The organism is Pseudomonas sp. GL_091 (genome assembly GCF_057837725.1).
In genome coordinates this window covers 6770169-6796500 of record NZ_CM174451.1, presented here as the reverse complement: position 1 = coordinate 6796500, position 26332 = coordinate 6770169, and the positions used below count along the sequence as shown (strand labels likewise).

At 60.1% G+C, this 26332-nt stretch carries 26 protein-coding genes and 2 pseudogenes; 10 read left to right on the top strand and 18 right to left on the bottom strand.

What is annotated here, in order from left to right; translation table 11 throughout:
* Window positions 1-131 precede the first annotated feature (131 nt).
* Both AC3ITY_RS31025 and AC3ITY_RS31020 read left to right on the top strand, forming a co-directional pair.
* The gene (locus AC3ITY_RS31025) at window positions 132-803 is read left to right on the top strand and encodes a TetR/AcrR family transcriptional regulator (protein ID WP_489306677.1); all 672 of its coding nucleotides are present in this window, start codon (window positions 132-134) and stop codon (window positions 801-803) included.
* A 34-nt stretch (window positions 804-837) separates the two neighbouring features.
* Window positions 838-1692, top strand: coding sequence for a sulfurtransferase (locus AC3ITY_RS31020; RefSeq protein WP_489306676.1), 855 nt, complete (start codon window positions 838-840; stop codon window positions 1690-1692).
* A 58-nt stretch (window positions 1693-1750) separates the two neighbouring features.
* On the opposite strand, the gene AC3ITY_RS31015 is transcribed toward AC3ITY_RS31020, so the two are convergent.
* The 9 genes and pseudogenes from AC3ITY_RS31015 to AC3ITY_RS30975 form a co-directional block, all read right to left on the bottom strand.
* Complete coding sequence (locus AC3ITY_RS31015) at window positions 1751-2590, bottom strand: AraC family ligand binding domain-containing protein (RefSeq protein ID WP_489306675.1); 840 nt, start codon at window positions 2588-2590, stop codon at window positions 1751-1753.
* Window positions 2591-2593: 3 nt separating this feature from the next.
* The gene (locus tag AC3ITY_RS31010) at window positions 2594-3613 is read right to left on the bottom strand and encodes a hydrolase (protein WP_489306674.1); all 1020 of its coding nucleotides are present in this window, start codon (window positions 3611-3613) and stop codon (window positions 2594-2596) included.
* Between the two features lie 73 nt (window positions 3614-3686).
* Window positions 3687-5132: a M16 family metallopeptidase gene (locus AC3ITY_RS31005; RefSeq protein ID WP_489306673.1), complete on the bottom strand. Its 1446-nt coding sequence runs from the start codon at window positions 5130-5132 to the stop codon at window positions 3687-3689.
* Window positions 5125-6480: a M16 family metallopeptidase gene (locus AC3ITY_RS31000; RefSeq protein WP_489306671.1), complete on the bottom strand. Its 1356-nt coding sequence runs from the start codon at window positions 6478-6480 to the stop codon at window positions 5125-5127. The genes AC3ITY_RS31005 and AC3ITY_RS31000 overlap by 8 nt, the downstream gene beginning before the upstream one ends.
* 239 nt (window positions 6481-6719) lie before the next feature.
* Window positions 6720-8045, bottom strand: a pseudogene (locus tag AC3ITY_RS30995) (M16 family metallopeptidase); the annotation flags it as partial.
* A gap of 30 nt (window positions 8046-8075) precedes the next feature.
* Window positions 8076-9377 (bottom strand): annotated as a pseudogene (locus tag AC3ITY_RS30990) (M16 family metallopeptidase); the annotation flags it as partial.
* Window positions 9378-9518: 141 nt separating this feature from the next.
* A complete protein-coding gene (gene rsmD, locus AC3ITY_RS30985) occupies window positions 9519-10130 on the bottom strand; it encodes a 16S rRNA (guanine(966)-N(2))-methyltransferase RsmD (RefSeq protein WP_489306670.1) in 612 nt (203 codons plus the stop codon).
* Window positions 10130-11620: a M16 family metallopeptidase gene (locus AC3ITY_RS30980; protein ID WP_489306669.1), complete on the bottom strand. Its 1491-nt coding sequence runs from the start codon at window positions 11618-11620 to the stop codon at window positions 10130-10132. Before AC3ITY_RS30980 ends, rsmD begins: the two co-directional genes overlap by 1 nt.
* Window positions 11613-12968, bottom strand: a complete 1356-nt coding sequence (locus AC3ITY_RS30975) for a M16 family metallopeptidase (RefSeq protein ID WP_489306668.1) — start codon at window positions 12966-12968, stop codon at window positions 11613-11615. Before AC3ITY_RS30975 ends, AC3ITY_RS30980 begins: the two co-directional genes overlap by 8 nt.
* A gap of 343 nt (window positions 12969-13311) precedes the next feature.
* Between AC3ITY_RS30975 and ftsY the strand changes: the two genes are divergently transcribed.
* From ftsY to rpoH, 4 genes are all read left to right on the top strand, one after another.
* The gene (gene ftsY, locus AC3ITY_RS30970) at window positions 13312-14835 is read left to right on the top strand and encodes a signal recognition particle-docking protein FtsY (RefSeq protein WP_489306667.1); all 1524 of its coding nucleotides are present in this window, start codon (window positions 13312-13314) and stop codon (window positions 14833-14835) included.
* Complete coding sequence (gene ftsE / locus AC3ITY_RS30965) at window positions 14832-15503, top strand: cell division ATP-binding protein FtsE (protein ID WP_007975383.1); 672 nt, start codon at window positions 14832-14834, stop codon at window positions 15501-15503. Before ftsY ends, ftsE begins: the two co-directional genes overlap by 4 nt.
* Window positions 15500-16522: a permease-like cell division protein FtsX gene (ftsX, locus tag AC3ITY_RS30960; RefSeq protein WP_489306666.1), complete on the top strand. Its 1023-nt coding sequence runs from the start codon at window positions 15500-15502 to the stop codon at window positions 16520-16522. Before ftsE ends, ftsX begins: the two co-directional genes overlap by 4 nt.
* A gap of 120 nt (window positions 16523-16642) precedes the next feature.
* Complete coding sequence (gene rpoH, locus AC3ITY_RS30955; protein ID WP_007975386.1) at window positions 16643-17497, top strand: RNA polymerase sigma factor RpoH; 855 nt, start codon at window positions 16643-16645, stop codon at window positions 17495-17497.
* Between the two features lie 95 nt (window positions 17498-17592).
* Here the strand turns inward: rpoH and mtgA are convergent, their stop codons facing one another.
* Window positions 17593-18315, bottom strand: a complete 723-nt coding sequence (mtgA, locus tag AC3ITY_RS30950; RefSeq protein ID WP_489306665.1) for a monofunctional biosynthetic peptidoglycan transglycosylase — start codon at window positions 18313-18315, stop codon at window positions 17593-17595.
* A 74-nt stretch (window positions 18316-18389) separates the two neighbouring features.
* Between mtgA and AC3ITY_RS30945 the strand changes: the two genes are divergently transcribed.
* From AC3ITY_RS30945 to trmB, 4 genes are all read left to right on the top strand, one after another.
* On the top strand, window positions 18390-18770 hold the full coding sequence (locus AC3ITY_RS30945) for a DUF423 domain-containing protein (RefSeq protein WP_489306664.1): 381 nt from the start codon (window positions 18390-18392) through the stop codon (window positions 18768-18770).
* 71 nt (window positions 18771-18841) lie between these two features.
* Window positions 18842-19042 carry a sulfur carrier protein ThiS gene (thiS, locus tag AC3ITY_RS30940; RefSeq protein WP_050562648.1) on the top strand — a complete coding sequence of 67 codons (201 nt, stop codon included), beginning with the start codon at window positions 18842-18844 and terminating at the stop codon, window positions 19040-19042.
* A gap of 190 nt (window positions 19043-19232) precedes the next feature.
* Window positions 19233-20027, top strand: a complete 795-nt coding sequence (locus AC3ITY_RS30935) for a thiazole synthase (RefSeq protein WP_032884143.1) — start codon at window positions 19233-19235, stop codon at window positions 20025-20027.
* A 9-nt stretch (window positions 20028-20036) separates the two neighbouring features.
* Window positions 20037-20762: a tRNA (guanosine(46)-N7)-methyltransferase TrmB gene (gene trmB / locus AC3ITY_RS30930; RefSeq protein ID WP_007975392.1), complete on the top strand. Its 726-nt coding sequence runs from the start codon at window positions 20037-20039 to the stop codon at window positions 20760-20762.
* A gap of 131 nt (window positions 20763-20893) precedes the next feature.
* Here trmB and AC3ITY_RS30925 read toward each other — a convergent pair whose 3' ends face one another.
* From AC3ITY_RS30925 to AC3ITY_RS30890, 8 genes are all read right to left on the bottom strand, one after another.
* The gene (locus tag AC3ITY_RS30925; protein ID WP_007987827.1) at window positions 20894-21217 is read right to left on the bottom strand and encodes a DUF3392 domain-containing protein; all 324 of its coding nucleotides are present in this window, start codon (window positions 21215-21217) and stop codon (window positions 20894-20896) included.
* Between the two features lie 9 nt (window positions 21218-21226).
* Window positions 21227-22432, bottom strand: a complete 1206-nt coding sequence (gene hemW / locus AC3ITY_RS30920) for a radical SAM family heme chaperone HemW (RefSeq protein WP_489306663.1) — start codon at window positions 22430-22432, stop codon at window positions 21227-21229.
* On the bottom strand, window positions 22429-23025 hold the full coding sequence (gene rdgB / locus AC3ITY_RS30915) for an RdgB/HAM1 family non-canonical purine NTP pyrophosphatase (protein ID WP_489306661.1): 597 nt from the start codon (window positions 23023-23025) through the stop codon (window positions 22429-22431). Before rdgB ends, hemW begins: the two co-directional genes overlap by 4 nt.
* Complete coding sequence (locus tag AC3ITY_RS30910; protein WP_489306660.1) at window positions 23022-23456, bottom strand: DUF4426 domain-containing protein; 435 nt, start codon at window positions 23454-23456, stop codon at window positions 23022-23024. Before AC3ITY_RS30910 ends, rdgB begins: the two co-directional genes overlap by 4 nt.
* 26 nt (window positions 23457-23482) lie before the next feature.
* Complete coding sequence (gene metW / locus AC3ITY_RS30905; RefSeq protein WP_056726485.1) at window positions 23483-24103, bottom strand: methionine biosynthesis protein MetW; 621 nt, start codon at window positions 24101-24103, stop codon at window positions 23483-23485.
* A 7-nt stretch (window positions 24104-24110) separates the two neighbouring features.
* Window positions 24111-25250: a homoserine O-succinyltransferase MetX gene (gene metX / locus AC3ITY_RS30900; protein ID WP_008046479.1), complete on the bottom strand. Its 1140-nt coding sequence runs from the start codon at window positions 25248-25250 to the stop codon at window positions 24111-24113.
* A gap of 181 nt (window positions 25251-25431) precedes the next feature.
* Complete coding sequence (locus AC3ITY_RS30895; RefSeq protein WP_008046477.1) at window positions 25432-25728, bottom strand: DUF167 domain-containing protein; 297 nt, start codon at window positions 25726-25728, stop codon at window positions 25432-25434.
* Between the two features lie 4 nt (window positions 25729-25732).
* A complete protein-coding gene (locus AC3ITY_RS30890; RefSeq protein ID WP_489306658.1) occupies window positions 25733-26323 on the bottom strand; it encodes a YggT family protein in 591 nt (196 codons plus the stop codon).
* Window positions 26324-26332 lie beyond the last annotated feature (9 nt).

Sequence of the window (26332 nt, the reverse complement as noted above, 5' to 3'; positions counted from 1 at the left end):
TTATTGTAATGAGGCACTTTTTAGAGTTTATGCTCTATAAAGTCAAATGACATCCTGGAACAGCTTTGTTTTATCCGCTCGCGGATAGATCTAAGATGCCCGTCAACGCACTCTGAATTAAAGCTCAAGCCATGGCCCCACGGATCAAAACCAGCGAGCGCATCGTGCAGAACAGCCTGGAGCTGTTCAATCAACAGGGCGAGCGCAGCATCAGCACCAACCACATTGCTGCCCACATGGAAATTTCCCCGGGCAACCTGTACTACCACTTCCCTAACAAGCAGGCGATCATCGCTGTGCTGTTCAGCGAGTACGAAAGCCTGGTGGACAGCTTCCTGCGCCCGCCCCAGGGTCGCGCCGCCACGGTGGAAGACAAGCGCTTCTACCTCAAGGAGCTGCTGGCGGCGATGTGGCGCTACCGGTTTCTGCATCGCGATCTCGAGCATTTGCTCGACAGCGATCCGGATCTGGCCGACCGCTATCGACGCTTCTCCCAGCGCTGCCTGATCCAGGGTTCGGCGATCTACGAAGGTTTTGTCGCCGCCGGTATCCTGAAGATGGACAAGGTGCAGATCGAATCCCTGACGCTCAATGCCTGGATCATCCTCACGTCCTGGGTGCGTTTCCTGTGCACCACGCGGGAGAATTCCAGCCACTTGAGCGAGCAAGCCATTAAACGCGGGGTGTATCAGGTGCTGGTGCTGGAAGCCGGGTTTGTCACGGATCAGTCCCGCGATGCGGTCAATGCGTTGTTCGAAGAGTTTTACGTACCCCTGGCCCAGGCGCTTGAGGAAGTGTCGTAGGATCGAAATCCGATAAAAATCACAGGAGCCCGCTATGCCCATTGCGCAACTGATCAGCCCGCAAGCACTGGACCTGAAAAAGGACCAGCCGGGTCTGGTGATTCTGGATTGTCGTTTTGCCCTCGAAGACCCGGATTATGGTCAGCGCAGCTATTCCGAAGGGCACATCGCCGGTTCGAGCTATGCTGACCTCGAACGTGATCTAAGTGGCGCCGTGGTCAAGGGCGTGACCGGGCGTCATCCGTTACCCGAGCCGGCGCAACTGATCGAGCGCCTGCAAGCCTGGGGCATCAACGCCGATAGTGAAGTGGTTCTGTATGACGACGGTCCGGGTGCCTATGCGGCGCGGGCCTGGTGGTTGCTGGCATGGTTGGGCAAGCGCGACGGTGTATTCATCCTCGATGGCGGTCTCAAGGCCTGGCACGCCGCCGGTTTGCCGCTGAGCCTGGATGCGCCGGCGATTACCCGTGGTTTCTTCACCGGCAGTCCTGACTCGGCGTTGCTGATCGATGCCGAGCAGCTGCAAAAGCGCCTTGCGCGGCCTGAACTGACCCTGCTCGATGCCCGTGCATTGCCGCGTTTCAAGGGTGAAGTGGAGCCGATCGATCCGATTGCCGGGCACATTCCTGGCGCCCAGTGTGCGGCGTTTACCGACAACCTGGGCAGTGACGGGCGCTTCCTGCCGGCCGACCAGCTCAAGCAGCGCTTCGCCGCGAAACTGGGCGCTCGTTCGCCGAATGATCTGGTGGCGTACTGCGGTTCCGGCGTGACGGCGTGCCACAACCTGTTTGCGTTGTGTCTGGCCGGTTATCCGTTGGGTTCGTTGTATGCCGGGTCGTGGAGCGAGTGGATCAACGAGCCTGCGCGGGGCATTGCCACCGGCGAATAATCACCGTAAACCCTGTGGGAGTGGGCTTGCCCGCTCCCACAATGGATTTTCGTTGTCATCAAGATCCGGGTAACTGCCGGGCTGTGCGATACGCCCCCGGTCCAACCCCATACACCTGCTTGAACTGCCGGCTCAGATGGCTCTGGTCGGCAAACCCCAGTTGCATCGCGACTTCCAGCGGCAGACAACCACTTTGCAGCAACGCCCGTGCCCGGGCGATGCGCTGTTGCACCAGCCAGGTATGCGGCGGCATGCCGGTGGCCCGGCGGAACACCCGGGCGAAATGGAATGGTGAGAGGTTGACCGCCGCTGCCAGCGCCTCCAGTGAGGGCGGTGCTGTCAGTTGCGCGTGCAGCAATTCCTTGGCCAGGCTCACGGCTCGATGCTCCTTGCCAGGTTTACCGGCATCGGGCACCGCCGCATGACGCTGCAACAGCGACAGCACCAGTTCGCGCCAGAGAGTTTGTTGCTGCAATGCGGTGGCGGGGCTTTCCAGCAGGCGGTGGAGCTGGCAGAAGCCGTTCACCAGATCCTGATCGCGATACAGCGTGGCACCGAAGGCCGGCAAGTGGTGGGTCGGCAATTCGAGTTCGGCCAGCAGCGAGGTTATCTGCCCGCTGTCCGGATAAAACGCCCGGTAAAGCCAGCCATCCTCGGTGCCTTTGTGGCCGGTGTGCAATTCATCGGGGTTGATCAGCACCAGTGTGCCGCTGTCCGCGAGGTGTTCGGCGCCGCGATAGCGATAACGCTGGGCGCCGGCCATGATCATGCCGATCACATAGCCGTCATGCACGTGGGGGGCGAAACGATGGTCGATATAGCGGGCGGACAACAACTCGACCCCGGCCAGTGGCGGGGTTTGCCAGAAGTGGATTGACTCGCCTTGGTCAGCGTCCATGATTCAAGCGCGTCCTGTGGTGGCAAGCCACTCAGGGATGCGCCGTTCCAGGTAGTAACCCGGTTGCCTGAGCGTGCCGTCGACGAAGCCGACATGCCCGCCCTTGGCTTGCAGTTCGAATTGCGTGCACGCGGACAACTCATCGACATGCGGCAGGCTGTGGGGAAACACGAAGGGGTCGTCGGCGGCCTGAATCATCAAGGTCGGCGTACGAATTTCGCCGAGGAAATAGCGGCTTGAGGCGCGACGATAGTAATCCTCGGCATCGACAAAGCCGTTCAGCGGTGCGGTAACCCGGCCATCGAAGTCCCAGAACGTGCGCATGTTTTCCAGCGAGCCAAGCGCGGCCAATGCGGCCAGGCCATCCTCGCGTCCGTCATGCTGGAACTGCCGCTGCTTGTTCTTGATGTAGGCGAGCATCTCGCGCATGAAATGTGCCTGATAGACCTTTGAGAAACCCTGGTCGATGCGGTCGGCGCACTGGTCCAGGCGGAACGGCACCGACACCGCCACGGCACCTGTCACACCGCTGTCGCTGCCAGTCTCGCCCAAATGCTTGAGCAGGATATTGCCGCCCAATGAATAGCCGACAGCATACAGCGGAGCGAGAGGCCGTTTGGCCCGCAAGTGCCTGATGGTTTCGGCCAGGTCTTCGCTGGCGCCGGAATGGTAGCTGCGCGGCAACAGGTTGGGTTCGCCCGAACAGCCGCGCCAGTTCAGCGCGACACTGGCCCAGCCTCGGTCGCCCAAGGCTTTTTGCATGCCGGCGACATAAGGCGAATTCGAGGAGCCGGTGAGCCCGTGCAACACCAGCACCAGCGGTGCGTCGGCGCTGTGCGGGCCATGCCAGTCGAGGTCGAGAAAGTCGCCATCTTCAAGCCATAGGCGTTCGCGTTCGCGGCCGATGTGCACGGTTTTACGCCACAGCGGCCCCCACAAGGTTTGCAAGTGCGGATTGCCGATGCCAAAGGCTGGGGTAAAGGACGGCGGTGAGGCCGGTGCAGGGTGCAGTTGCACAGTCATTCTCGGTGGAAGTGTTCATGAGTCTGCCCGAAGACGCGGCGAGACAGCGCCGCGACCGCGTCATCATGGCTGCCTAACTTGCCACAATCTCGCCAGGTATGCGACACATGGCATTGGTTGCGCTTTCGCTCGGAGCTGGCAGCGGTTGTTGATCTGTCTTCGGCCCCAGGATGACAACGCGCCATTGATCGGCGTGGTGATGCCGGTTGAGCGCGCTTTTGATTGAAGCTAGGCTCAGCTTCAAGGCTGCTTGCGTGGCAAAGTCGAGGTCCAGCGGCAGATTGTGCACGCTGATGGCGTACAACTGTCTCAGAAGCTGCATATTGGTAGCGCTGTTCAACGGCGCGCTACCGGTCAGTTGCTGTTGGCTGTCTTCGAGTTCCTGTTGGGTCGGCCCTTGGGCGAGAAAGTCGCTGAACATCGTCTTGATGTGGGCCAGCACGGCGTCGGCCTGCTCTGGTCGGGTCTGCAGTTCAATGGTCAGCAACCCTTGTGCCTGAAGGGCAGAAAGGTCGGCTTTGACGTGGTAGGTCAGGCCTCGGCGTTCACGGAGTTCATTGGTCAGCCGGTTGGTGAAAATCCGCATGGCCATTTGCAGCGCGACGTAGTCCGGACCGCTCCGCAGGTCACTTGCTTGGGCAAGGCGCAGGTAAGCCTGAGTCGATGGTCGCTCAACGCGCAGCAGGCTCGGGGCCGTTGGACTTGTCACTGGCTGGATCGGGGCAGTGGCCGGTCCCAGGGGCAAGGCCGCGGATATCTGCGCACCGATGCGCTGGGCTTCTTCCTCGGTGAGGTCGCCGACCAGTGTGATCTGGGCATTGCCCGCGGCATAAGCCTCGCGATGAAAGTCTTGCGCCTGGGAGCGGGTGATGGAGGCAAGCCCGGCCCGGGTTCCGTAGAGGGACTGAGCATTACCGTGCTCGGGAAACAGCTGACCGAGGTTCGCTTGTCGGGCTTGAGCGGCATGGGATTGATCTTCAAGGTCCAGAAAGTACTGCAATTGGGATTTCACCCCAGGCAGGGCCTCTTCCGGCAACAGCGGTTTGCCGAGTACCTGGGCAAACAGTTCCAGGGCTGGAACGCGCCGTGATTCGTCACTCAGGCTACGCAGGGAAAACCAGGTCCGGTCCTGGCTGATACCCATATCCATCCTTGCACCCAGATTATCGAACGTCGCCTGTATGGCATTGACGTCCTTGCCAGCCACTCCCTCATTCAAAAGGCTATAGGTAACCGCGGCCAGGCCGGGTTGATGCGGTGTGTGGGCGCTGCCGGCGGCAAAGCTCACAAGGGCATCGAACATCGGCAGGCCAGGGGTGCGGATGAACAGGATCTTCGTTCCACTGAGGGTTTTGTAACCCTTGATCGGCAGCGTGCGGTGGGTCGCCGGAGCCTGTGGTTCATTGAGCGATTGCAACACTGGTTTCTGGGGCGCCGTGGTTGCAGCGGCAGGGGCCTGTGCACTCAACAGCATGCCGGCCAGGATCAATCCATTGATGAGGCCTTTGAGCTTATCCATTGTTTTTCTCCGGCAGGATTTTCGCGGTGCTCAGGCGCTCACGTGTCAGGTAAGTCTTTGCGACCTGTTGAATATCCAGGGGCGTGACCTTGTTCAGCTCATCCGTATCCTGATCGGCCAGCCGCCAGTCCAGACCGATGGTTTCCAGCAGACCCAAGTTGTAGGCCTGCCCTTCCAGATCATCCTGCGCATAAACCGTGTTAGCGATCACAAGGTTTTTCGCACGCTCCAGTTCTGCCGGTTCCGGTGCCTTGCTCTTCAGTGATTCGATCACTTGCCACAGACGGGCGAGGGCTTCGTCAGCGTCATTGAGCTTGTCCGGGTTGAGCTGTGTGCTGATGGTCAGCAACGAATCGCCGCGATTGAAGGCGTCGTACTCTGAGTGGGCCTCAGTGAATATCGCCTCGCTCAGTTGCAGTTGCTGTTTGATCCGCGCGCTACTGGATCCGGCCAGTAACATATCGAGCAAGCGCAGGGCATGGGCAGTCCGACGATCCAGTGCCGTGGCCAGGCTGGGCGCGTTGAAGCTCATGATCAAACGCGGGGATGCTACCGGTGCGTGCAGGGTCAGTGACCGTTCACCGGCAGAAGCCAGCTCGACGGGTGCAGGCGCCACGGGTGTCGCACGTCGCTCAAGGTGGCCGAAGTGCTGCTGTGCCAGGGCCTTGATCTGCTCGGGTGCAACATCGCCAACGACCACCAGCGTCGCATTGCTTGGCGAATACCAGGCCTGATACCACTGCTGCAATTGCACGGTGTTCATTCGTTGCAGATCGTGCATCCAGCCGATCGTCGGGGTGCGGTAGCCGCTGGCCGGGTGGGCGATGCTGTTCAGTCGTTCGTGAGCAGACACGGTGATTTCATCATCAACGCGCATCCGACGCTCCTCCTGAATGACCTTGAGCTCCGGTGTGAAGTCCTGTGCATTCAGCTCGGCCGTACTCATCAGGTCGGCCAGTATTTCGAAAGCGACGCCAGTGCGGCCGGAAGGCAGTGTCTGGTAAAAGACCGTGAAGTCAGTGCCGGTAAATGCGTTTTGGCTGGCGCCCAGTTTTTCCAGTATCGCCGCGAACTCTCCGGCGCAGGCCTTGCTGCTGCCTTTGTAGACCATGTGTTCGAGGGCGTGGGACAGGCCGGACAGGCCGGACTGGCCGGGTGGTTCGTAGCTTGAACCGGCCTTGATCCAGAGTTGGGCGGTGACGATGGGGGAGCGGTGGTCCTCGCGCACGACAACCTTGAGGCCGTTATCCAGTACGAAGTCTTGCGTCGCAGGGGGTGTCGCCGCGCTGGCCATGAGCGGCAGCCAGGCGATAAAGGGCAGCACAAACGTGCTGCATGAGATGTTCATCCGTGTTCATCCTCAGTGGTTTGCAGGTAATTGTGCAAACCACTGTGGATGATCCGTAAGGACGTCAGGCGGTAACTATGTAGTGCATTCCCGAATCGACTTCGTGGCAGTCATCTCGCGGGAAACAGAGGTGCGTTGCTCGCAGCTTGTTTGGAAATACTGAGCACCACAGCCGGTCCGGAAGGGGCAGGAAACAATTGATGGCAGGTCCATTATTAATGCTCCGGAACCCACAGCGGTTACTTGGAAGGTATCTCAGTCGGGGCCGGTAACGGTTTTTGCGGCACGGTTGGGCCAACGCTGACGATGATCATTTTTTCCATGCTCAGGTGTTTGTTCATGGCGGTTTTGACCTGCTCGACGGTCAAGTCCTGGGACTGTTGTATGAAGTCTTCCAGGTGACTCAGCGGCAAATTAAAGTAGCCGATGACGGCCAGTTGATCGACGATATCGGCGTTGCTCGCGGTGGACAGCGGGAAGCTGCCGGCCAATTCGCGCTTGGCATCGTCAAGCTCTTTTTCGGTCGGGCCGGTCTCAAGGTAGTCGGCCAGCACGTCCTGTACCAGTTTCACGGTGCCTTCGCTCATCTCGGCGCGGGTTTGCAGTTCGATCATGAACGGGCCACGCACCTGCTTCGGGGTGAGGCTCGAATACACGCCGTAAGTCAGGCCGCGTTTCTCGCGCACTTCGTTCATCAAGCGGGTGCCGAAGCCGCCGCCACCGAGAATCTGGTTGCCCATGGACAACGCCGCGTAATCCGGGTCGTAGCGGTCGACTCCCAGTTGCGCGAGTATCAGGTTGGTCTGCTTGGACGGGAACTCGATATGGCTGACGCTAGCCTTGGGCTCGACCGGTTGCGCTATTTTCGGCACGGCCAGGCCTTTGGGCAGTGAGGTGCAAAACTGTGTGGCAATCGCTTCGGCTTCCGCGCGGGACAGGTCGCCGACCAGTGCGATCACCACGTTACCGGCTGTATAGGCTTTCTCGTGGAAAGTACGCAGTTGCGCCAAAGTAATCGCCGGTACGGTTTCCGCCGTGCCGTAGCTGGAATGAGCGTACGGATGATCACCATACAAGCGGCTCATCAGTTCCAGGTTCGCCAATTTACCGGGGTCCTGCTTGTAATATTCGAAATGGGTGAATATCAGATTCTTCATGCGGGTTAACGAGTCGGCCGGGAAGGTTGGTTTGCCGACGACTTCAGCGAACAGCTTCAGGGCCGGCTCGCGCTTGTCCTTGGCACTCAGGCTGCGCAGCGTAGCGACTGCCATGTCGTTATAAGTGTCGTTGCCGAAATTGGCGCCAAGGTCTTCGAAGCCCTGGGCAATGGCACTGGCGTCTTTGCCGGCCACTCCTTCGCCGAGCATGGCGTTGGTCAATAGCGCCAGGCCGAGTGCGTTGCCGTCGTGGCTGCTGCCGGCGGCGAAGGTCAGGCGCATGTCGAACATCGGCAGTTCATGGGCTTCGACAAACAGCACCTTGGCGCCGTTGGCGGTGTTCCAGGTTTGTACGTCAAGTTTGCGGGAGCTCGGTACTTTACCGTCGAGCATCGCCAGTGATTCCACCGGCAGGTTGGGGCCATCAGGACCGTCAGTCTCATGAGTTGTTTCCTCGGGCAAGGCATGGGCAACACTCACGCGAGAGCGGGTGAAAAATGTGTGGGCCGCTTTCTGGATGTCCTCGGGAGTTACCTCCTGCAGGCCGGCAAGTTCAGTATCCATCAGTTTCCACGATAGGCCGATTGTTTCCAGCTGTCCGATTGTGTGAGCCTGACTGTTGATCAAGTCTCGTTGGTAGACCAGTTGAGCGATCGCTCGAGCGCGCGCCCGCTCGATTTCTTCAGCGGAAGGCGCGGTGGTTTTGAGCTGTTCGAGCAGTCGCCACAGGCCGGCTTCAATCTGCTCTATGGTTTTGTGTTTCCGGACGTTAGGTGTCGCTGACAAGGTGAACAAGCTGTCACCTCGGGTGTAGGGGGAGTAGTTCGAAGACGCAAAGGAAACAAGCTCTTCACCACGTTGCAATAGCGCCGGGATGCGGGTGCTATAACCACCATTAAGCAGGGACACAATCAGCCGCAAGGCATTTACCGAGTGTTTGTCTTCGGCGGTGGCTATACCGGGCACGTTGAACGCCATGAGTATTTCCGGTTCCCGGGTCTGTGTGTGCACTGTAATCCTGCGTTCGCCTGGCTCTGCCAGTTCCAGCGGAATCTTGACTGGGGGGATGTCACGACTTTGGATCGGCCCGAACCAACGCTGGGCCAGAGTGACGACCTCTTCCAGTGTCACGTCACCCACCACAACCAGCGTGGCATTGTTCGGCGCATACCAGGATTGGTACCAGTGACGCAGCTCTTCGATCTTCATGCGCTCAAGATCGGCCATCCAGCCAATGGTTGGCGTTCTGTAGCCGCTGCTGGGGAAAGTGATGGTAGAGAAGAGTTCTCGCGCCCTGCTCATCGAGCTGTCGTCGACGCGCAGGCGGCGTTCTTCCTTGATGACTTCGATCTCTTTATTGAACTCTCCGGCTGGTAGTTGTGCGTTCACCATGCGGTCGGCTTCGAGTTCGAAGGCCACGCCAAGGTAGTCGCGGGACAGCAACTGGTAATAAACGGTAGCGTCGTCGCTGGTGAAGGCATTCTCCTCAGCGCCGAGGCTGCGCAATATTATCGATGCTTCACCGGGTCGGGTTTTATTGCTGCCCTTGAACACCATGTGTTCCAGGGCGTGGGATAGCCCTGATTGCCCCGGATGTTCATAGCTGGAACCGACTTTGTACCAGAGTTGGGAGATCGCTACAGGCGCTCGATGATCCTCGCGTACGATTATCTTCAGGCCATTGTCGAGGGTGAACTCATGGGTGGGGTTGGGCGTTCGTTCAGTCATTGGCTTGTTCATCCATTAATCATTCATTGCATCCATGCGAGACATTTCGCACGTCAACGATGATCCAGGATCAGAGGAACAAGCCACCTAAGATGTGTTGCGTTTTAAGAAACCGCCGTGGTGCCGGGCAAGCCATCGGCCTGCCCGCGCATTTTACTCGGCAGGTTTTTCAGCGCTGCGCTGCCACAACGAGTAATACACACGCCCGGATTTCTGCTCCCGGTGCAGGCGCCAGTTCTCCGGCAGGCCCAGGGTCGAAGGCGCGGACTCGCTTTCGGTGTACACCCAGGCATCCTCGGCCAGCCATTGGCGCTCTTCGAGCAACTTGCAAACGGCGGGCAGCAGATTCTGGTTGAACGGCGGGTCGAGGAACACCAGGTCGTAAGCCGTTGCGGTCTGGGTTTCCAGATAGCGCAGGGCGTCGGCGGTCTGGACCTGGCCGTTGGTGCAGCGCAATGTGCCCAGGTGTTCCTTCAGGCTGGACACCGCGATACTGCTGGCATCCAGCGCCTGGCCCATGGCTGCGCCACGGGACAGGGCTTCGAGGAACAGCGCGCCGCTGCCGGTGAACGGGTCGAGTACCTTGGCGCCCGGCACGTAAGGCGCGAGCCAGTTGAACAGGGTTTCACGCACGCGGTCCGGCGTCGGGCGCAGGCCCGGGGCGTCGGGGAAGCTCAGCTTTCGGCTGCGCCATTCGCCGCCGATGATGCGCAGCTGGTTCACGCCGTTATGGACGTTTTTGGCGGGTTTTTTTGGACTGGCCATTAATGCTCCGGAACCCCGAGCGGCTGCTCGGAAGGTTTATCAGTAGGGGCCGGTAACGGCTTTTGCGGCACGGTCGGGCCAACGCTGACGATGACCATCTTGTCCGTGCTCAGGTGTTTGTTCGTGGCGGCTTTGACCTGCTCGACGGTCAAGGCCTGGGATTGTTGCATGAAGTCTTCCAGATGACTCAGCGGCAGGTTATAGAAACCGATGGCGCCCAGTTGGCCGACGATATCGGCGTTGCTGGCGGTGGACAGCGGGAAACTGCCGGCCAGTTCGCGCTTGGCGTCGTCCAGCTCTTTTTCGGTCGGGCCGGTTTTAAGGTAGTCGGCCAGTACATCCTGCACCAGTTTCAGGGTGCCTTCGCTCATCTCGGCGCGGGTTTGCAGGTTGATCATGAACGGGCCGCGCGCCTGCATCGGGGTAAAGCCCGAATACACGCCGTAAGTCAGGCCACGCTTCTCGCGCACTTCGCTCATCAACCGGGTGCCGAAGCCGCCGCCACCGAGAATCTGGTTCCCCATGGACAACGCAGCGTAGTCCGGGTCGTCGCGGTCGATGCCCAGTTGCGCGAGCATCAGGTTGGTCTGCTTGGACGGGAACTCGATATGGCCGACGCTGGCCTTGGGCTCGACCGGTTGCGCAATTTTCGGCAAGGCCGGGCCTTTGGGCAGGGCGCTGGAAATCTGGGCGGCAATCGCTTCGGCTTCCGCGCGGGACAGGTCGCCGACCAGTGCGATCACCACGTTACCGGCTGCGTAGGCTTTCTCGTGGAAAGCACGCAGCTGTGCCTGGGTAATCGCCGGTACGGTTTTCGCCGTGCCGTCGCTGGCGTGTGCGTACGGGTGATCACCGTACAAACGGTTCATCAGTTCCAGGCTCGCCAGTTTGCCGGGGTTCTGTTTCTGGTATTCGAAACCGGCAAGCATCTGGTTCTTGATGCGGGCCAGCGAATCGGCAGGGAAAGTCGGCTTGCCGATGACTTCGGCGAACAGCTTCAGGGCCGGCTCGCGCTTGTCCTTGGCACTCAAGCTGCGCAGCGAAGCGATTGCCATGTCCTTATAAGCGCCGTTGCCGAAATCGGCGCCCAGGCCTTCGAAGCCCTGGGCAATGGCACCGACGTCTTTTCCGGCCACGCCTTCGTTGAGCATGGCGTTGGTCAACACTGCCACGCCCGGTGCATCACCGTCCTGGCTGCTGCCGGCGGCGAAGATCAGGCGCATGTCGAACATCGGCAGCTCATGGGCTTCGACAAACAGCACCTTGGTGCCTTCTGTGGTGTTCCAGGTCTGCACGTCCAGCTTGCGGTGGTCCGGTGCCTTACCGTTGAGTTCGGTCAGCGATTGCAGTTTCTGGCTGGCCTTGGCCTTGTCCAGGGCTTCGCTGGCATTGGTTTCGCCAGGGCGCGACAAATAGAACGTGGCTGAACCGATAATGGCGACGGCGACCAGGCCGATCAGGGCCAGGCGGGAGGGTTTACGCTCACTCATGAGTCGTCTCCAGGGGAAGTACATGGGCGACGCTGAGACGTTCGCGGGTGAAATACAGCTTGGCGGCTTTCTGGATATCTTCCGGCGTGACGCTTTCCAGGTCGGCCAGTTCGGTGTCCATCAGTCTCCACGACAGGCCGACAGTTTCCAGTTGGCCGATGGCGGTGGCCTGGCTGGTGATCGAGTCACGCTCGAAGACCAGGCCGGCGATGACTTGTGCGCGTACGCGTTCCAGTTCTTCGGCGGTTGGCGCCGTGGTTTTCAGCTGGTCGAGCAGCTTCCACAAACCGGCTTGCGCCTGGGCGATGGTCTTGTGTTTCTGCGAGTTTGGCGATGCCGACAGGGTGAAGAGGCTGTCGCCACGGGTGTAGGCGTCATAACTCGACGAGCCGCCGGACACCAGTTCTTCCCCGCGCTCCAGTTGCGTCGGGATGCGTCCGCTGTAGCCGCCATCGAGCAGTGCCGAGATCAGGCGCAGGGCATTGACCAGACGCTTGTCTTCGGCGGTGGCTATGCTCGGCACGTTGAAGGCCAGCATCAGGCTAGGCAGTTGGGTCTGCACGTGCAGGGTGATCTGGCGCTCGCCCGGTTCGGCCAGTTCCAGCGGTTTTTTCGCGGCGGGCACTTCACGCTTGGCGATCGGGCCGAAATAGCGTTGGGCCAGGGTTTTGACTTCGTCCGGGGTGACATCGCCAACCACCACCAGCGTGGCGTTGTTGGGCACGTACCAGGTTTCGTACCAGTGGCGCAGCTCTTCGACTTTCATCCGCTCAAGGTCGGCCATCCAGCCGATGGTCGGTGTGTGATAGCCGCTGGCCGGGTAGGCCATGGCCTTGAAGCGCTCGTAGGCCTTGGCCATCGGCTTGTCGTCGGTACGCAGGCGACGCTCTTCCTTGATGACCTCGATTTCCTTGGCAAACTCGTCGGGCGGCAGGCGCAGGCTGGCCATGCGGTCGGCTTCCAGTTCGAAGGCTACACCCAGGCGATCCCGGGCCAGCACCTGGTAGTACGCGGTGAAGTCGTCGCTGGTGAATGCGTTCTCTTCGGCGCCGAGGTCGCGCAGGATCAGCGAGGCTTCGCCGGGGCCGACTTTCTCGCTGCCCTTGAACATCATGTGTTCCAGGGCGTGGGACAGGCCGGTATTACCCGGCGTCTCGTAGCTGGAGCCGACCTTGTACCAGACCTGGGAAACCACCACGGGCGCACGATGGTCTTCGCGCACAACCACCTTCAAGCCGTTGTCGAGGGTGAATTCGTGGGTGGGTTGCGGGTCGGCAGCCAGGGCCGAAAGGGGCAGGCAAACTGTGCTGAGCAGCAGGCCTGCGGCGCGGCGGGCAAGAGCATTCATTCGTTTTCAAACCTTTGGGGCTGCCCGCTTGTTCTTAGCGTCAGCGGGCGAGAGGGTGCTAGGATACTGATCCGTTTTAGCGGCGGCCACGCCTATCAGGCCTTTATGCTTGATCAGGTTGTATGGGTTTGCGACGGAAGGTGGATATTTATCAACTGAATTCCGCGTTTTCGCCGATTTTGCTGCTTTAGTCCTATGAGAAATCGATTCCTTGAGGCGCCGACGAGCACCTCGACAAAATGTTGCGCGTGAACAAGCTGGGTGAAACACAGTCTGTTCCGCATCGAATATTTATTTGCCGGGGCGCCATTGGCGCGTCGCTACCGTGAGATAGCCGTCCTCCATGTTTGGTTCCAACGACGACAAGAAGACCCCAGCTGCGGCTGGCGAGAAAAAAAGCCTGTTCGGATGGCTGCGCAAAAAGCCGCAGGAACCCGTCGTCGAACAGCCACAAGCCATTCCTGAACCAGCGCCGACGCCGGTCCCGGTAATAGAAGAAGCGCCCGCGCCGGTTGTTCTGCCTATTGCCGAGCCGTTGCAGCAACCCAGGGTTGAAGCCGCTCCTGAATCAGTTATCGAAATCGTCACCGAACAGCCGCTGACCCCGACGGCCGAACCGTGGTTGACCCTGCCGGTAGCCGAAGAGCCGGTGGCATTGGTCGAAAATGACCTGGCTCCTCACGTGACGCCACCGATTCCGGCTCCGGTAGCGTTTACGCCTGCACCGGCTCATGTGCCTGTGGTCGAAGCGATTGTTGAACCAATCGTCGTGGCCGAGCCTGTTCCCGTTGTCAGCCAGCCAGAGGTTCCGGTATTCGTTGCTCCGGTTGCTCCGGTTGCTCCGGTTGCTCAAGCGCCTGCACCCGCTCCGATTCCTGAGCCGATCGCGGCGCCCGTCGAAACCCCGGTAGAACCCGTACGCACCGAAGAAACCAAAGCCGGTTTCTTCGCCCGCCTCAAGCAGGGCCTGTCCAAGACCAGCGCCAGTATTGGCGAAGGCATGGCCAGCCTGTTCCTGGGCAAAAAGGTTATTGATGACGAACTGCTCGAAGACCTCGAAACCCGTTTGCTGACCGCCGACGTCGGTGTCGAAGCCACCTCGGTGATCATTCAGCGTTTGACGCAGAAGGTTGCGCGCAAGGAACTGGCCGACGCTGATGCCCTGTACAAATCCTTGCAAGCTGAACTGGCGGCCATGCTCAAGCCTGTCGAGCAGCCGCTGAAAGTCACCTCACAGAACAAGCCGTTCGTGATTCTGGTCGTTGGCGTCAACGGTGCCGGCAAGACCACCACCATCGGCAAGCTGGCGAAGAAACTGCAGCTGGAAGGCAAAAAAGTCATGCTCGCTGCTGGCGACACCTTCCGCGCCGCGGCGGTGGAGCAATTGCAGGTCTGGGGCGAGCGCAACAAGATCCCGGTGATCGCACAGCACACTGGCGCCGACTCGGCTTCGGTGATCTTCGACGCCGTGCAGGCCGCCAAGGCTCGTGGCATCGATGTCCTGATCGCCGACACCGCCGGCCGCCTGCACACCAAAGACAACCTGATGGAAGAGCTGAAAAAGGTTCGCCGGGTGATCGGCAAGCTCGACGCCGACGCACCTCACGAAGTGCTGTTGGTGCTTGATGCTGGCACTGGCCAGAACGCCATCAACCAGGCCAAACAATTCAACCAGACCGTCGAACTGACCGGCCTGGCGCTGACCAAGCTCGACGGCACCGCGAAAGGCGGGGTGATTTTCGCCCTGGCCAAGCAATTCGGCCTGCCGATCCGCTACATTGGCGTCGGCGAAGGTATCGACGATTTGCGTACCTTTGAAGCAGAGCCCTTTGTCCAGGCATTGTTTGCCGAGCGGGAGCGTTCATGATTCGTTTCGAACAGGTCGGTAAGCGCTACCCGAACGGTCACGTCGGCTTGCATGAGCTGAGCTTTCGAGTCCGTCGTGGCGAGTTCTTGTTTGTCACCGGCCATTCCGGTGCCGGTAAATCCACACTGTTGCGCCTGTTGCTGGCGATGGAGCGCCCGACCAGCGGCAAGCTGCTGCTCGCCGGGCAAGACCTGAGCACCATCAGCAACGCGCAGATTCCTTTCTTGCGCCGGCAGATCGGCGTGGTGTTCCAGAATCACCAGTTGCTGTTCGATCGCACGGTGTTCAATAACGTCGCGTTGCCTTTGCAGATCCTGGGACTGTCCAAGGCCGAGATCGCCAAGCGCGTGGACTCGGCACTGGAGCGCGTGGCGCTGTCGGATAAAACCGATCTGTACCCGGGCGACCTGTCCACCGGTCAGCAGCAGCGCGTCGGCATCGCACGCGCCATCGTTCACCGTCCGGCCTTGCTGTTGGCGGACGAACCGACCGGTAACCTCGACCCGCGTCTGGCCGCCGAGATCATGGGTGTGTTCGAAGACATCAATCGCCTGGGTACCAGCGTGCTGATCGCCAGTCACGACCTGGCCCTGATCGCCCGCATGCGCCATCGCATGCTGACCTTGCAACGCGGTCGATTGATCGGTGACGGGGAGGCGGCCGTATGAGTGCAACACGTAGTCCCAAGGTTTCCGAGCGAGTGGCCCCGAAGGCCGCCGATCAGCAGCCGCAAAAGAAAAAACGCGATGACGACGACGGGCCGGACTTTGCCACGTTGTTCCGAGCCTGGATCGAAAGTCATCGAGCCAGTCTGGTGGACAGCCTGCGCCGCCTGGGCAAGCAGCCTATCGGCAGTTTTTTCACCTGCATGGTGATGGCGGTGGCCCTGAGTTTGCCCATGGGCCTGTCACTTTTGCTAGGTAACGTCGAGCGCCTGGGCGGTTCCTGGCAGCGCGCGGCGCAGATTTCCCTGTACTTGGACCTTGAGGCCAAGCCGGCCGAAGGCGAATCGCTGCGCGATCAGATCAAGGGCATGCCTGGCGTCGCAGATGCCGAATATGTTGGCCGGGATCAGGCGCTGGAAGAGTTCCAGCAACAGTCCGGTCTGGGCGAGGCGCTCAAGGAATTGCCGGAGAATCCGCTGCCGGGCGTGGTCTTGGTGACGCCGAACGAAGTCGACAAGTCGGCCCTTGAAGCATTAAGACAAAAACTATCCGAGCTGCCGAAGGTACAACAGGCGCAACTTGATTTAGTCTGGGTCGAGCGTCTGGCAGCCATCCTCAAGCTGGGTGACCGTTTTGTCTTCGGTCTGACCGTGCTTCTGGTTTCTGCATTACTTTTGGTGATAGGCAATACCATTCGTCTTCATATTGAAAACCGCCGCACAGAGATAGAAGTGATTAAACTGGTCGGCGGCACTGACAGCTATGTACGCAGGCCCTTTCTGTATATGGGCGCGCTGTATGGCTTCGGTGCGGGGATTCTGTCCTGGGGCGTACTGGCGTTCGGCCTTGACTGGCTGAACGACGCGGTGGTGGGGCTGGCCGGTTTGTATGGCAGTGATTTTGCGCTGGCAGGAGTGCCAGTTGCCGACGGTCTGTCTCTCTTGCTTGGCGCGGTGCTGTTGGGGTATATCGGTGCATGGATTGCAGTCGCACGCCACCTGAGGGAGCTTGCGCCTAAGTAGTATCATTTTGCTCGTATTGACCTTTCAGCGTTTTTGGGTTTTAGGGAACTTGTCTTTCGGTTTCCGGTCAATTTTCGCAGTGCTGAACTGCACGAGTTTGTAAGTCGGAGGTTTTTTCGTATGACCAATTCTTTGCAACCTGCATATGCTCTGGTCCCGGGTGCGAACCTGGAGGCCTATGTGCACACCGTCAACAGCATTCCATTGCTGTCGCCGGAGCAGGAGCGTGAACTGGCCGAGAGTCTCTATTATGAGCAGGATTTGGGGGCGGCTCGGCAGATGGTGCTCGCCCACCTGCGTTTTGTCGTACATATCGCCCGTAGCTATTCCGGCTATGGCCTGGCCCAGGCTGACCTGATCCAGGAAGGCAACGTTGGCCTGATGAAGGCCGTGAAGCGCTTCAATCCGGAAATGGGCGTGCGCCTGGTGTCCTTTGCCGTGCACTGGATCAAGGCGGAAATCCACGAGTTCATCCTGCGCAACTGGCGCATCGTGAAAGTCGCGACCACCAAGGCCCAGCGCAAGTTGTTCTTCAACCTGCGCAGCCAGAAGAAGCGTCTGGCCTGGCTGAACAACGAGGAAGTCCACCGTGTGGCGGAAAGCCTGGGTGTAGAGCCTCGGGAAGTGCGCGAGATGGAAAGCCGCCTGACCGGCCATGACATGGCCTTCGACCCGGCTGCCGAAGCGGACGACGACAGTGCTTTCCAGTCGCCGGCCAACTATCTGGAAGACCATCGGTACGACCCGGCGCGTCAACTGGAAGACGCCGACTGGAGCGACAACTCCAACCACAACCTGCACGAAGCCCTGGAAGTGCTGGACGACCGCAGCCGTGACATCCTCTACCAGCGCTGGCTGGCGGAAGAAAAGGCCACGCTGCACGACCTGGCGCAGAAGTACAACGTGTCGGCCGAGCGTATTCGCCAACTCGAGAAGAGCGCGATGAACAAGCTCAAGTTGTCGATCGCTGCGTAACTGGCGAGCAGGCAATAAAAAACGCCCCAATCATTGATCGGGGCGTTTTTGTTTGTGGTGACATTTCAGATCCACCACAGGGGGGATCTTCGGTGTTATTGGGACCAAGGCGCCCGGCGTGAATCGTTCAGCCCGACCAGATAGCTGTCCCCGCCCAGTTGGCTCATCTGTCGCCGAATCCAGCCTGCACGTCGCGCCACGTAAGCGGTTGGATGGCTAGCACTCCATACTCGCGGGTTGGGCAGAACGGCCGCCAGCAAGCTCGATTGTTGGCGGCTGAGACCTTTGGCGCTCACGCCAAAGTGATGCCGGGCCGCCGCTTCGGCGCCAAACACGCCGTCATCCCACTCGACGCTGTTGAGGTACACCTCAAGAATTCGCTGCTTGGGCCAGAACACTTCGATCAGTCCGGTGAACCAGGCTTCCAGGCCTTTGCGCAGCCAGCTGCGGCCAGACCACAGGAACAGGTTTTTCGAAACTTGCTGGCTCAGGGTGCTGGCGCCACGGATCGAACCGCCGCGCTCGTTATGGGCAAACGCCGCCTGAATCGCGCCTATATCGAAGCCCCAGTGTTCCGGGAATTTCTGGTCTTCGCCGGCAATCACCGCGACTTTCAGGTCGTCGGAGATCTCATTCCAGGGTTTCCAGGTCCGTTGCAGGTCGATGGGTTCGCCGTCAAACCAGGATTCGATCTTGCGCTCGACCATCAGCGTCGTCCCCGGTGGCGGCACCACGCGAAAGATCAGCACCAGCAATACGCTGCCACCCATGAACCAGAGCACGGCCTTGGTGAAGCGACGGAAATAGATACGCAGCATAGAGATGGCTTGGCCGAACCCGTTGAGCGGGCCATTATACAGACCCTTTGGATCGAAACTGACTGGAGTTCTGCATGCTGCGTGGCTTTCTGATGCTGGCCGCATTTTTCGGCTTCACCGGTGTCGGCCTCGGCGCCTTTGCCGCCCATGGCCTGAAAAACCGCCTGAGTGCCGAGTACATGGCGATTTTCCACACGGGCGTCACCTATCAACTGGTGCATACCCTGGCATTACTGGGTGTCGCATTCCTGGCCACGCAGATTCCCGGCCGCCTGATCACCTGGGCCGGCGCATCGTTTGCCATCGGTATCCTACTGTTCTCCGGCAGCCTGTATGTATTGACGCTGACGGGCATCAGCAAGCTCGGCATCATCACCCCGTTCGGTGGCCTGGCTTTCCTGGTGGGCTGGTTTTGCCTGGGGTTAGCCGCCTGGCGCTTGCAGCTTACCGCTTGACGCTTGTTGCTGACCTTTAGGTCATGATCGGGCTAGAATGCCAGCCCCTAAAAATGATGGCGGCATCCGGCATGCGCATTCAGTTGAACGGCGAATCCTTTGAACTGCCCGACGGTGAAACCGTTGCGGCCCTGCTGACCCGTCTGGACCTGACCGGGCGCCGGGTGGCGGTCGAACTCAATCTGGATATCGTCCCGCGCAGTCAGCATGCAGACACCGCGTTGAACGACGGCGACAACGTCGAAGTGGTGCACGCCATCGGCGGCGGCTAGCCCCAAACACTGTGAAAACTGCTGCGCTCGGAAATACTGCGTTAAAAACAGGCTCGGAATGCTCATTTACAACCCGTAAACTCCGCTTCCTCGCCTGTTTTTGCCTTGTCTTTCCTTCGCTCGCGACGTTTTCACAGCGTTTGGTTAATAAGGAATTCTGCAAGAACCTCACCCCTACAGAGGATTTCCCATGAGCATCGTTCGCAGCGACAAGCCTTTCGTCCTGGCCGGTCGTACTTACCAGTCGCGTTTGCTGGTCGGTACCGGCAAGTACCGTGACATGGAAGAAACCCGTCTGGCCATCGAAGCCTCGGGTGCCGAAATCGTCACCTTCGCCGTGCGCCGCACCAACCTCGGGCAGATCGAGGGCGAGCCGAACCTGCTCGAAGTGCTGTCGCCGGATCGCTACACCTTCCTGCCGAACACCGCCGGTTGCTACGACGCCATCGAAGCCGTGCGCACCTGCCGCCTGGCCCGTGAACTGCTCGATGGCCACAACCTGGTGAAGCTGGAAGTGCTGGCCGACCAGAAAACCCTGTTCCCCAACGTGATCGAAACCCTCAAGGCCGCCGAAACGCTGGTCAAGGAAGGCTTCGACGTGATGGTCTACACCAGTGATGACCCGATCATCGCCCGTCAGTTGGCGGAAATCGGCTGTATCGCGGTGATGCCGCTGGCCGGTCTGATTGGCTCCGGCCTGGGAATCTGCAACCCGTACAACCTGCAGATCATCCTCGAAGAAGCCAAAATCCCGGTGCTGGTGGATGCCGGTGTCGGTACTGCTTCCGACGCCACCATCGCCATGGAACTGGGGTGTGATGCGGTGCTGATGAACTCGGCCATCGCACATGCCCAGCAGCCGATCATGATGGCTGAAGCCATGAAACATGCGATCGTCGCAGGCCGCCTGGCTTACCTCGCCGGCCGCATGCCGAAAAAACTCTATGCCAGCGCCTCTTCGCCGCTGGATGGTCTGATCAAGTAAGAGCCATTGATGACTGAATCGAACGACACGCCAATCCAGACGGAAGAAGGCGACGAGCGCCAACACCGCCGCATCAAGAGTTTCGTGATGCGCGCCGGGCGCATGACCGAAGGCCAGCAAAAGGGCCTGGAGCAAGGCACGCCGCTGTTCGTGCTGCCGCTGGCCGACGCGCCGGTGGATTTCGACCAGGTGTTCGGTCGCTCGGCGCCGCGCTCGCTGGAAATCGGTTTCGGCATGGGTCACTCGCTGCTGGAAATGGCAGCGGCTGCGCCGGATCAGGATTTCATCGGCGTCGAGGTTCACCGTCCGGGTGTCGGCGCGCTGCTCAATGGCGTGCTGACGCAAGGCCTGACCAACCTGCGGGTCTACGATTGCGATGCGATCGAAGTGCTCAACCGCTGCGTGGCCGATAACAGCCTCGATCGCCTGATGCTGTTTTTCCCGGACCCGTGGCACAAGAGCCGTCACCACAAGCGCCGTATCGTTCAGGCGTCCTTCGCCGAATTGGTGCGCAGCAAGTTGAAAGTCGGCGGCATTCTGCACATGGCCACCGATTGGGAACCGTACGCCGAGTACATGCTGGAAGTGATGAACGTTGCGCCGGGTTACAGAAACCTCGCCGAAGACGGCAAGTGCGTACCGCGCCCGGCCGAGCGCCCGATCACCAAGTTCGAACGCCGTGGCGAGCGTCTTGGGCATGGGGTGTGGGATTTGAAGTTCGAGAAGCAATCGTAGGAGCAGCCGGTCGACGCTCGATTGCTCGTGAAAAACTACAAAACAACGCGGGGCTTCTGATGCCCCGCGTTTTCGTTTGCGACCATCGCGAGCAAGCTCGCTCCTACAGTGGGCTTGTGGCATATTCGGGATTAGCGGCGGTCAGCGACCACGCCAATCAACACCAGCACCACCAGCAACACTGGCGCCAGGCTGTAGTTGTTGAACTGGCTCAAGCCGCGCACGACCCACGGCGTGGCGTAGATCAGCGCAGCGCCGCTGCCGATCATGCACAGCAGGGACATCAGCGGCACGCGCAAGGCGCCGGCGATGCTGCCCAGACGCTGCTCGACCCAGCCTTTGAAATCCGCACCGAACAGCACCAGCAGGCAGCCCACCAGGGCCAGGGCGATTTCCGAGAGGTTGCTGCGGCTCCAGCGAGACACGGTGGCAAGCAGGTCGAGTACCAAATCCATTCGATTTCCTTATGTCAGAAATTTCTGCAGCAAGTCGTTGAGGAAGAGTTGTCCGCGTTCGGTGGCTACCAGACGTGACGGTTCGACCTGCAACAGGCCGCTTTGTTCGGCTTCACGGCGGCCTTCAGCAAGGCTTTCCAGCGTCATGCCGGTACGTTCCGGGTACAGTCGCGATTCGACGCCTTCAGTCAGGCGCAGCGCGTTCATCAGGAATTCGAACGGCATTTCATCGTTGCCCAGCGCTTTCTCGCCAGCCTGGAAGCTCTTCGCCGGATTCAGGTAATCCTTCGGCAGGCGGGTCTTCCAGGTGCGAATGATGCGCCCGTCCGGATGGCTGAGCTTGCCATGGGCACCCGCGCCAATGCCGATGAAGTCGCCAAAACTCCAGTAATTGAGGTTGTGGCGCGCCGGGCGACCGTGCAAGGCATAGGCCGAGACTTCGTATTGCGCGTAACCGTGTTCGGCCAGCAGCGCTTGCCCGGCCTCCTGAATGTCCCATAGCGTGTCGTCTTCCGGCAGCGTCGGCGGCTGGTTCCAGAACACCGTGTTCGGTTCCAGGGTCAGTTGATACCACGACAGGTGTGTCGGCTTCAGGGCAATGGCTGTGCGCAGGTCCGCCAAGGCATCGTCCAGGGACTGATTCGGCAAGCCATGCATCAAGTCCAGGTTGAAGTTGTCGAACCCGGCCTGCCGCGCCATGCCGGCGGCGCGTACGGCTTCGTCACCGTTGTGAATCCGCCCCAGGGCCTCGAGCTTTTCTTGCTGGAAGCTCTGGATGCCGATCGACAGGCGATTGATCCCCAGTTTCCGGTACGCCACGAACTTGTCTTGCTCGAACGTCCCCGGATTGGCTTCCAGCGTGATTTCGATGTCGCTGGCAAACGGGATGCGCTGTTCGACGCCTTTGAGCAGGCGACCCAGAGAATCAGCGCTGAACAGGCTTGGCGTGCCGCCACCAAAGAAAATCGAGCTCAGCTCACGACCATAAACGGCGTGCAGGTCCTGATCGAGATCGGCCAGCAAGGCGTCGACGTACTCTTCTTCCGGCAGCACGGGGCTGGCGGTGTGGGAGTTGAAGTCGCAATAAGGGCATTTGCGCACGCACCACGGGATATGGATATACAGCGCCAGCGGCGGCAGCACAGGCAGGGCGGCCCGAGGCGATTGAACGTCGCCGCCGAAGATCAGCGGCGACGCGGATGATTCACGGGTCATTTCAAGCCCAGACGCTGGCGCAGCAGATCCATTGCACGGGCGCGGTGGCTGATCTGGTTTTTGTCGCCAGGGCTCATTTCGGCACTGGAGCAATCGCGCTCCGGCACCCAGAACAGCGGGTCGTAGCCAAAGCCGTGTTCGCCGCTGGCCTGGGTCAGGATCCGCCCGTGCCACAAACCTTCGCAGAGAATCGGCAACGGATCATCGGCGTGGCGCACCAGTGCCAGCACGCACACGAACTGCGCACCACGTTCGGCTTCAGGCACGTCCTTCAACACGTCGAGCAGCTTGGCGTTGTTCGCCGCATCGCCCTTGCCGTCGGCATAACGCGCCGAGTAGATACCTGGCGCGCCGCCAAGGAAATCCACCGCCAGCCCCGAATCGTCGGCCAGCGCCGGCAGGCCGGAAATGCGCGCGGCATTGCGGGCCTTGAGGATGGCGTTCTCGACGAACGACAAACCAGTCTCTTCGGGCTCGACGCTGCTGAACTCGCCAATCGAGCGCAGATGCACCGAGTCGCCGAGCATGGCCTGGAGTTCCTTGAGTTTGCCGGCGTTATGGCTGGCCAGTACGAGTTGCGTGAAGTTGATCATTGGCCAGGGAAGAGCTCTTGGTTGAAATTGATGGTGTTGATCTTGTCGCCGGTCTGCACCTTGATGTCGAAGGTGCGGACTTCCTGCTGGGGTACCGGGTATTGGGCGATGTAATAGATCGCTCCTTGCTCGGTAACCTGTTTGAAGTTCAGTGTGTAGCTTTGGCTGGTCAGGTCTTTGACGGTGCCGCTGACCTCGGCCATCATCGGCGTGCCGGCCTTGATCACCGTAATGTTGATCACACCCTGATCCTTGCTGCGCGTCAGTTGGGCGGCCTTGGCAACGTCCGGTAGCAGGTAGGTGGAGTTGAAGGTGTTGTAGTGCACCGTCACGTCGCCGAAGGTTTCCTTGCGTTCGCTCTTGATGGCGTCGGCGGCCATGGCGGTGATGCTCAGGCAGGCAGTGAGTAGAAACAACGCTAGACGACCCATGATCGTTCTCCTTGAAATAGGGTGGATCAGACTGCGACCTTGTGGTCGGAAAGTCCCGGGCTGCTGACCCGGTAGATGCCGATCTCACCTAACAGATTAGGCCATAGCTTGCTGGCCCACCCGTGCCGATGCTGTTGATCCACGGCCAGCCGATCAATGACCTTCGCTTCACGTTCGCGACACAAGGCTTCAAAGTCCGCGAAGGTGCAGAAGTGAATGTTCGGCGTGTTGTACCAGGTGTATGGCAGGAACTCGGAAACCGGCATACGGCCCTTGCTCGCCAGGTACCAGCGGCAGCGCCAGTGACCGAAATTGGGGAAAGTGATGATGCACTGACGGCCGACGCGCAGCATTTCCTCGAGGATCCTGTCCGGGTAGTGCACCGCTTGCAGCGCCTGGGTCATGACCACGACATCGAAACTGTTGCTGGCAAAGTTGCCCAGGCCCTTGTCCAGGTCCTGTTCGATGACGTTGATGCCCTTGGCCACGCACTCGGCGATGTTGTCGGCGTCGTTTTCCAGGCCATAACCGGTGACTTGCTTGTTATCGCGCAGCCAGGTCAGCAGTTCGCCATCGCCGCACCCGAGGTCGAGCACGCGGCTGCCGGCGGGGATCCATTCCTGGATGATTTCCAGATCAGCTCTCATGGCTTTCTCACAACGTAATGCGGTTCATGTAATTGCCGAACGCCTGCAGGTAGCGCGGGATCGGAATCAGGAAGGCGTCGTGGCCTTGCGGAGCGTCGATCTCGAGGTAGCAGACGTCCTTGCGCGCGGCCATCAGTGCGTCCACCAGTTCCCGCGAGCGGGCAGGGGAGAAGCGCCAGTCGGTGGTGAACGACATCACGCAGAACTTGGCCTTGGCACCTTCAAAGGTTTTCGCCAGGTTATCGTCGAAGTTCGCCGCCGGATCGAAGTAATCGAGCGCTTTGGTCATCAACAGGTACGTGTTGGCGTCGAAGCGCCCGGAGAACTCTTCGCCCTGATAGCGCAGGTAACTTTCAACCTGGAACTCGACGCTGTGGAAGTCGTAGTTGAGCTTCTCGCTCTTGAGCCCGCGGCCGAATTTCTCGCCCATGGAATCGTCGGAAAGGTAGGTGATGTGCCCAACCATCCGCGCCAGCATCAGGCCGCGCTTGGGGATCACGTTGTGTTCCTGGAACGAACCGCCGTGGAATTCAGGGTCGGTGAGAATCGCCTGGCGCGCCACTTCGTTGAACGCGATGTTCTGTGCCGACAGCTTGGGCGCCGAGGCGATGGCCAGGCAGTGACGGATGCGGTCAGGGTAAGTGATGCTCCATTGCATCGCCTGCATGCCGCCGAGGCTGCCGCCAATCACGGCCGCGAACTGGGCGATACCGAGACGATCAGCCAGGCGCGCCTGGCTGTGCACCCAATCTTCCACGGTCAATACCGGAAAGTCGGCGCCGAACGGCTTGCCGGTGTCCGGGTTGATACTGCTCGGGCCAGTGGAGCCGTTGCAGCCGCCGAGGTTATTCAGGCTGACCACGAAGAACTTGCTGGTGTCGATCGGCTTGCCGGGACCGATGCAGCTGTCCCACCAACCGGGCTTGCGGTCGTCGGCGCTGTGATAACCGGCGGCGTGGTGGTGACCGGACAGGGCGTGGCAGATCAGCACGGCGTTGCTCGCCGTGGCGTTGAGCGTGCCGTAGGTTTCGTAAATCAGGTCGTAGGCCGGAAGCGAACGTCCGCAGGCCAACGCCAGGGGTTCGCTGAAGTGCGCCACTTGCGGCGTCACCAGACCAACAGAATCGGGGGGAAAGGCAGCTGGCATCGACCCTGCTCTCATTGAAATGAGGCGTAAGTCTAAAGATCGCTGGGGTTAGCGGCAAGCAAAGGTCCGAGCTGATTTTTCCCGGGTAGACCGAGGTGTGGCAATCGCGAGCAGGCTCGCTCCCACATTGGAATGCATACCCTTGTGGGAGCGAGCCTGCTCGCGATGAACGATGACGCGGTCAGCCTGCCGGACGCACCAGATCAGGCAAGTCCGGCAACTTCTTCGGCGAGCAAATTCGCACCCGTTTCTGCCGGTTCAACTCGCCACTGATCAGGCTGACCTGGCTCTTGGACACGCCAAAGGCCTTGGCCAGAAACGCCATCAGATACGCGTTGGCCTTGCCCTCGACCGGTGGTGCGGTCAGGCGGATCTTCAGGCGATCACCGTGCAGCCCGCAGAAGTCATCGCTACGGGCTGCCGGTTGCAGGTGACACTCCAGAATCAGGTCGTCTCCGTCCCAGCGAAACCAGCTCACCGGGTCAGATCAACACGCGGAGGATTTCCGGCATCATGGTCATGGCGGCGAGGTTATTGATCACCAGCATGTCGATCAGCTTGAGTGCCAGGAACGCAAAGATCGGCGACAGGTCCAGGCCGCCCAGGTTCGGCAGGAACTTGCGGAACGGCGCCAGGGCCGGTTCGCAGATGTCATTCACCAGTTCGGCGCCCGGGTTATGGCTGCCCGGGGCGACCCAGGACAGGATCACGCTGATGATCAGGGCGAAGAAGAAAATCTTCAGGAACAGCGCGGTCACCCCGATGATCGACCAGATCATCAGTTGCAGCGGGTTGCCGGTGGTGCCGTAGGTCAGCAGCAGGGTCAGGGCCATCAGCGCCAGTTGCACCAGGATCGCCAGCACCAGCGAGGACATGTCCAGGCCGAACACGCTCGGGATGATCCGACGCAGTGGCTTGAGCAGTGGCTGGGTGGCCTTGACGATGAACTGGCAGATCGCGTTGTAGAAGTTCGCCCGCACCAGTTGCAGTACGAAGCGCATCAGCACGATCAGCAGGTACAGGCTGCCGAGGGTTTGCAGCACGTAGACCGCTGCGGTATTCAATCCAATCATGAAAAGCTC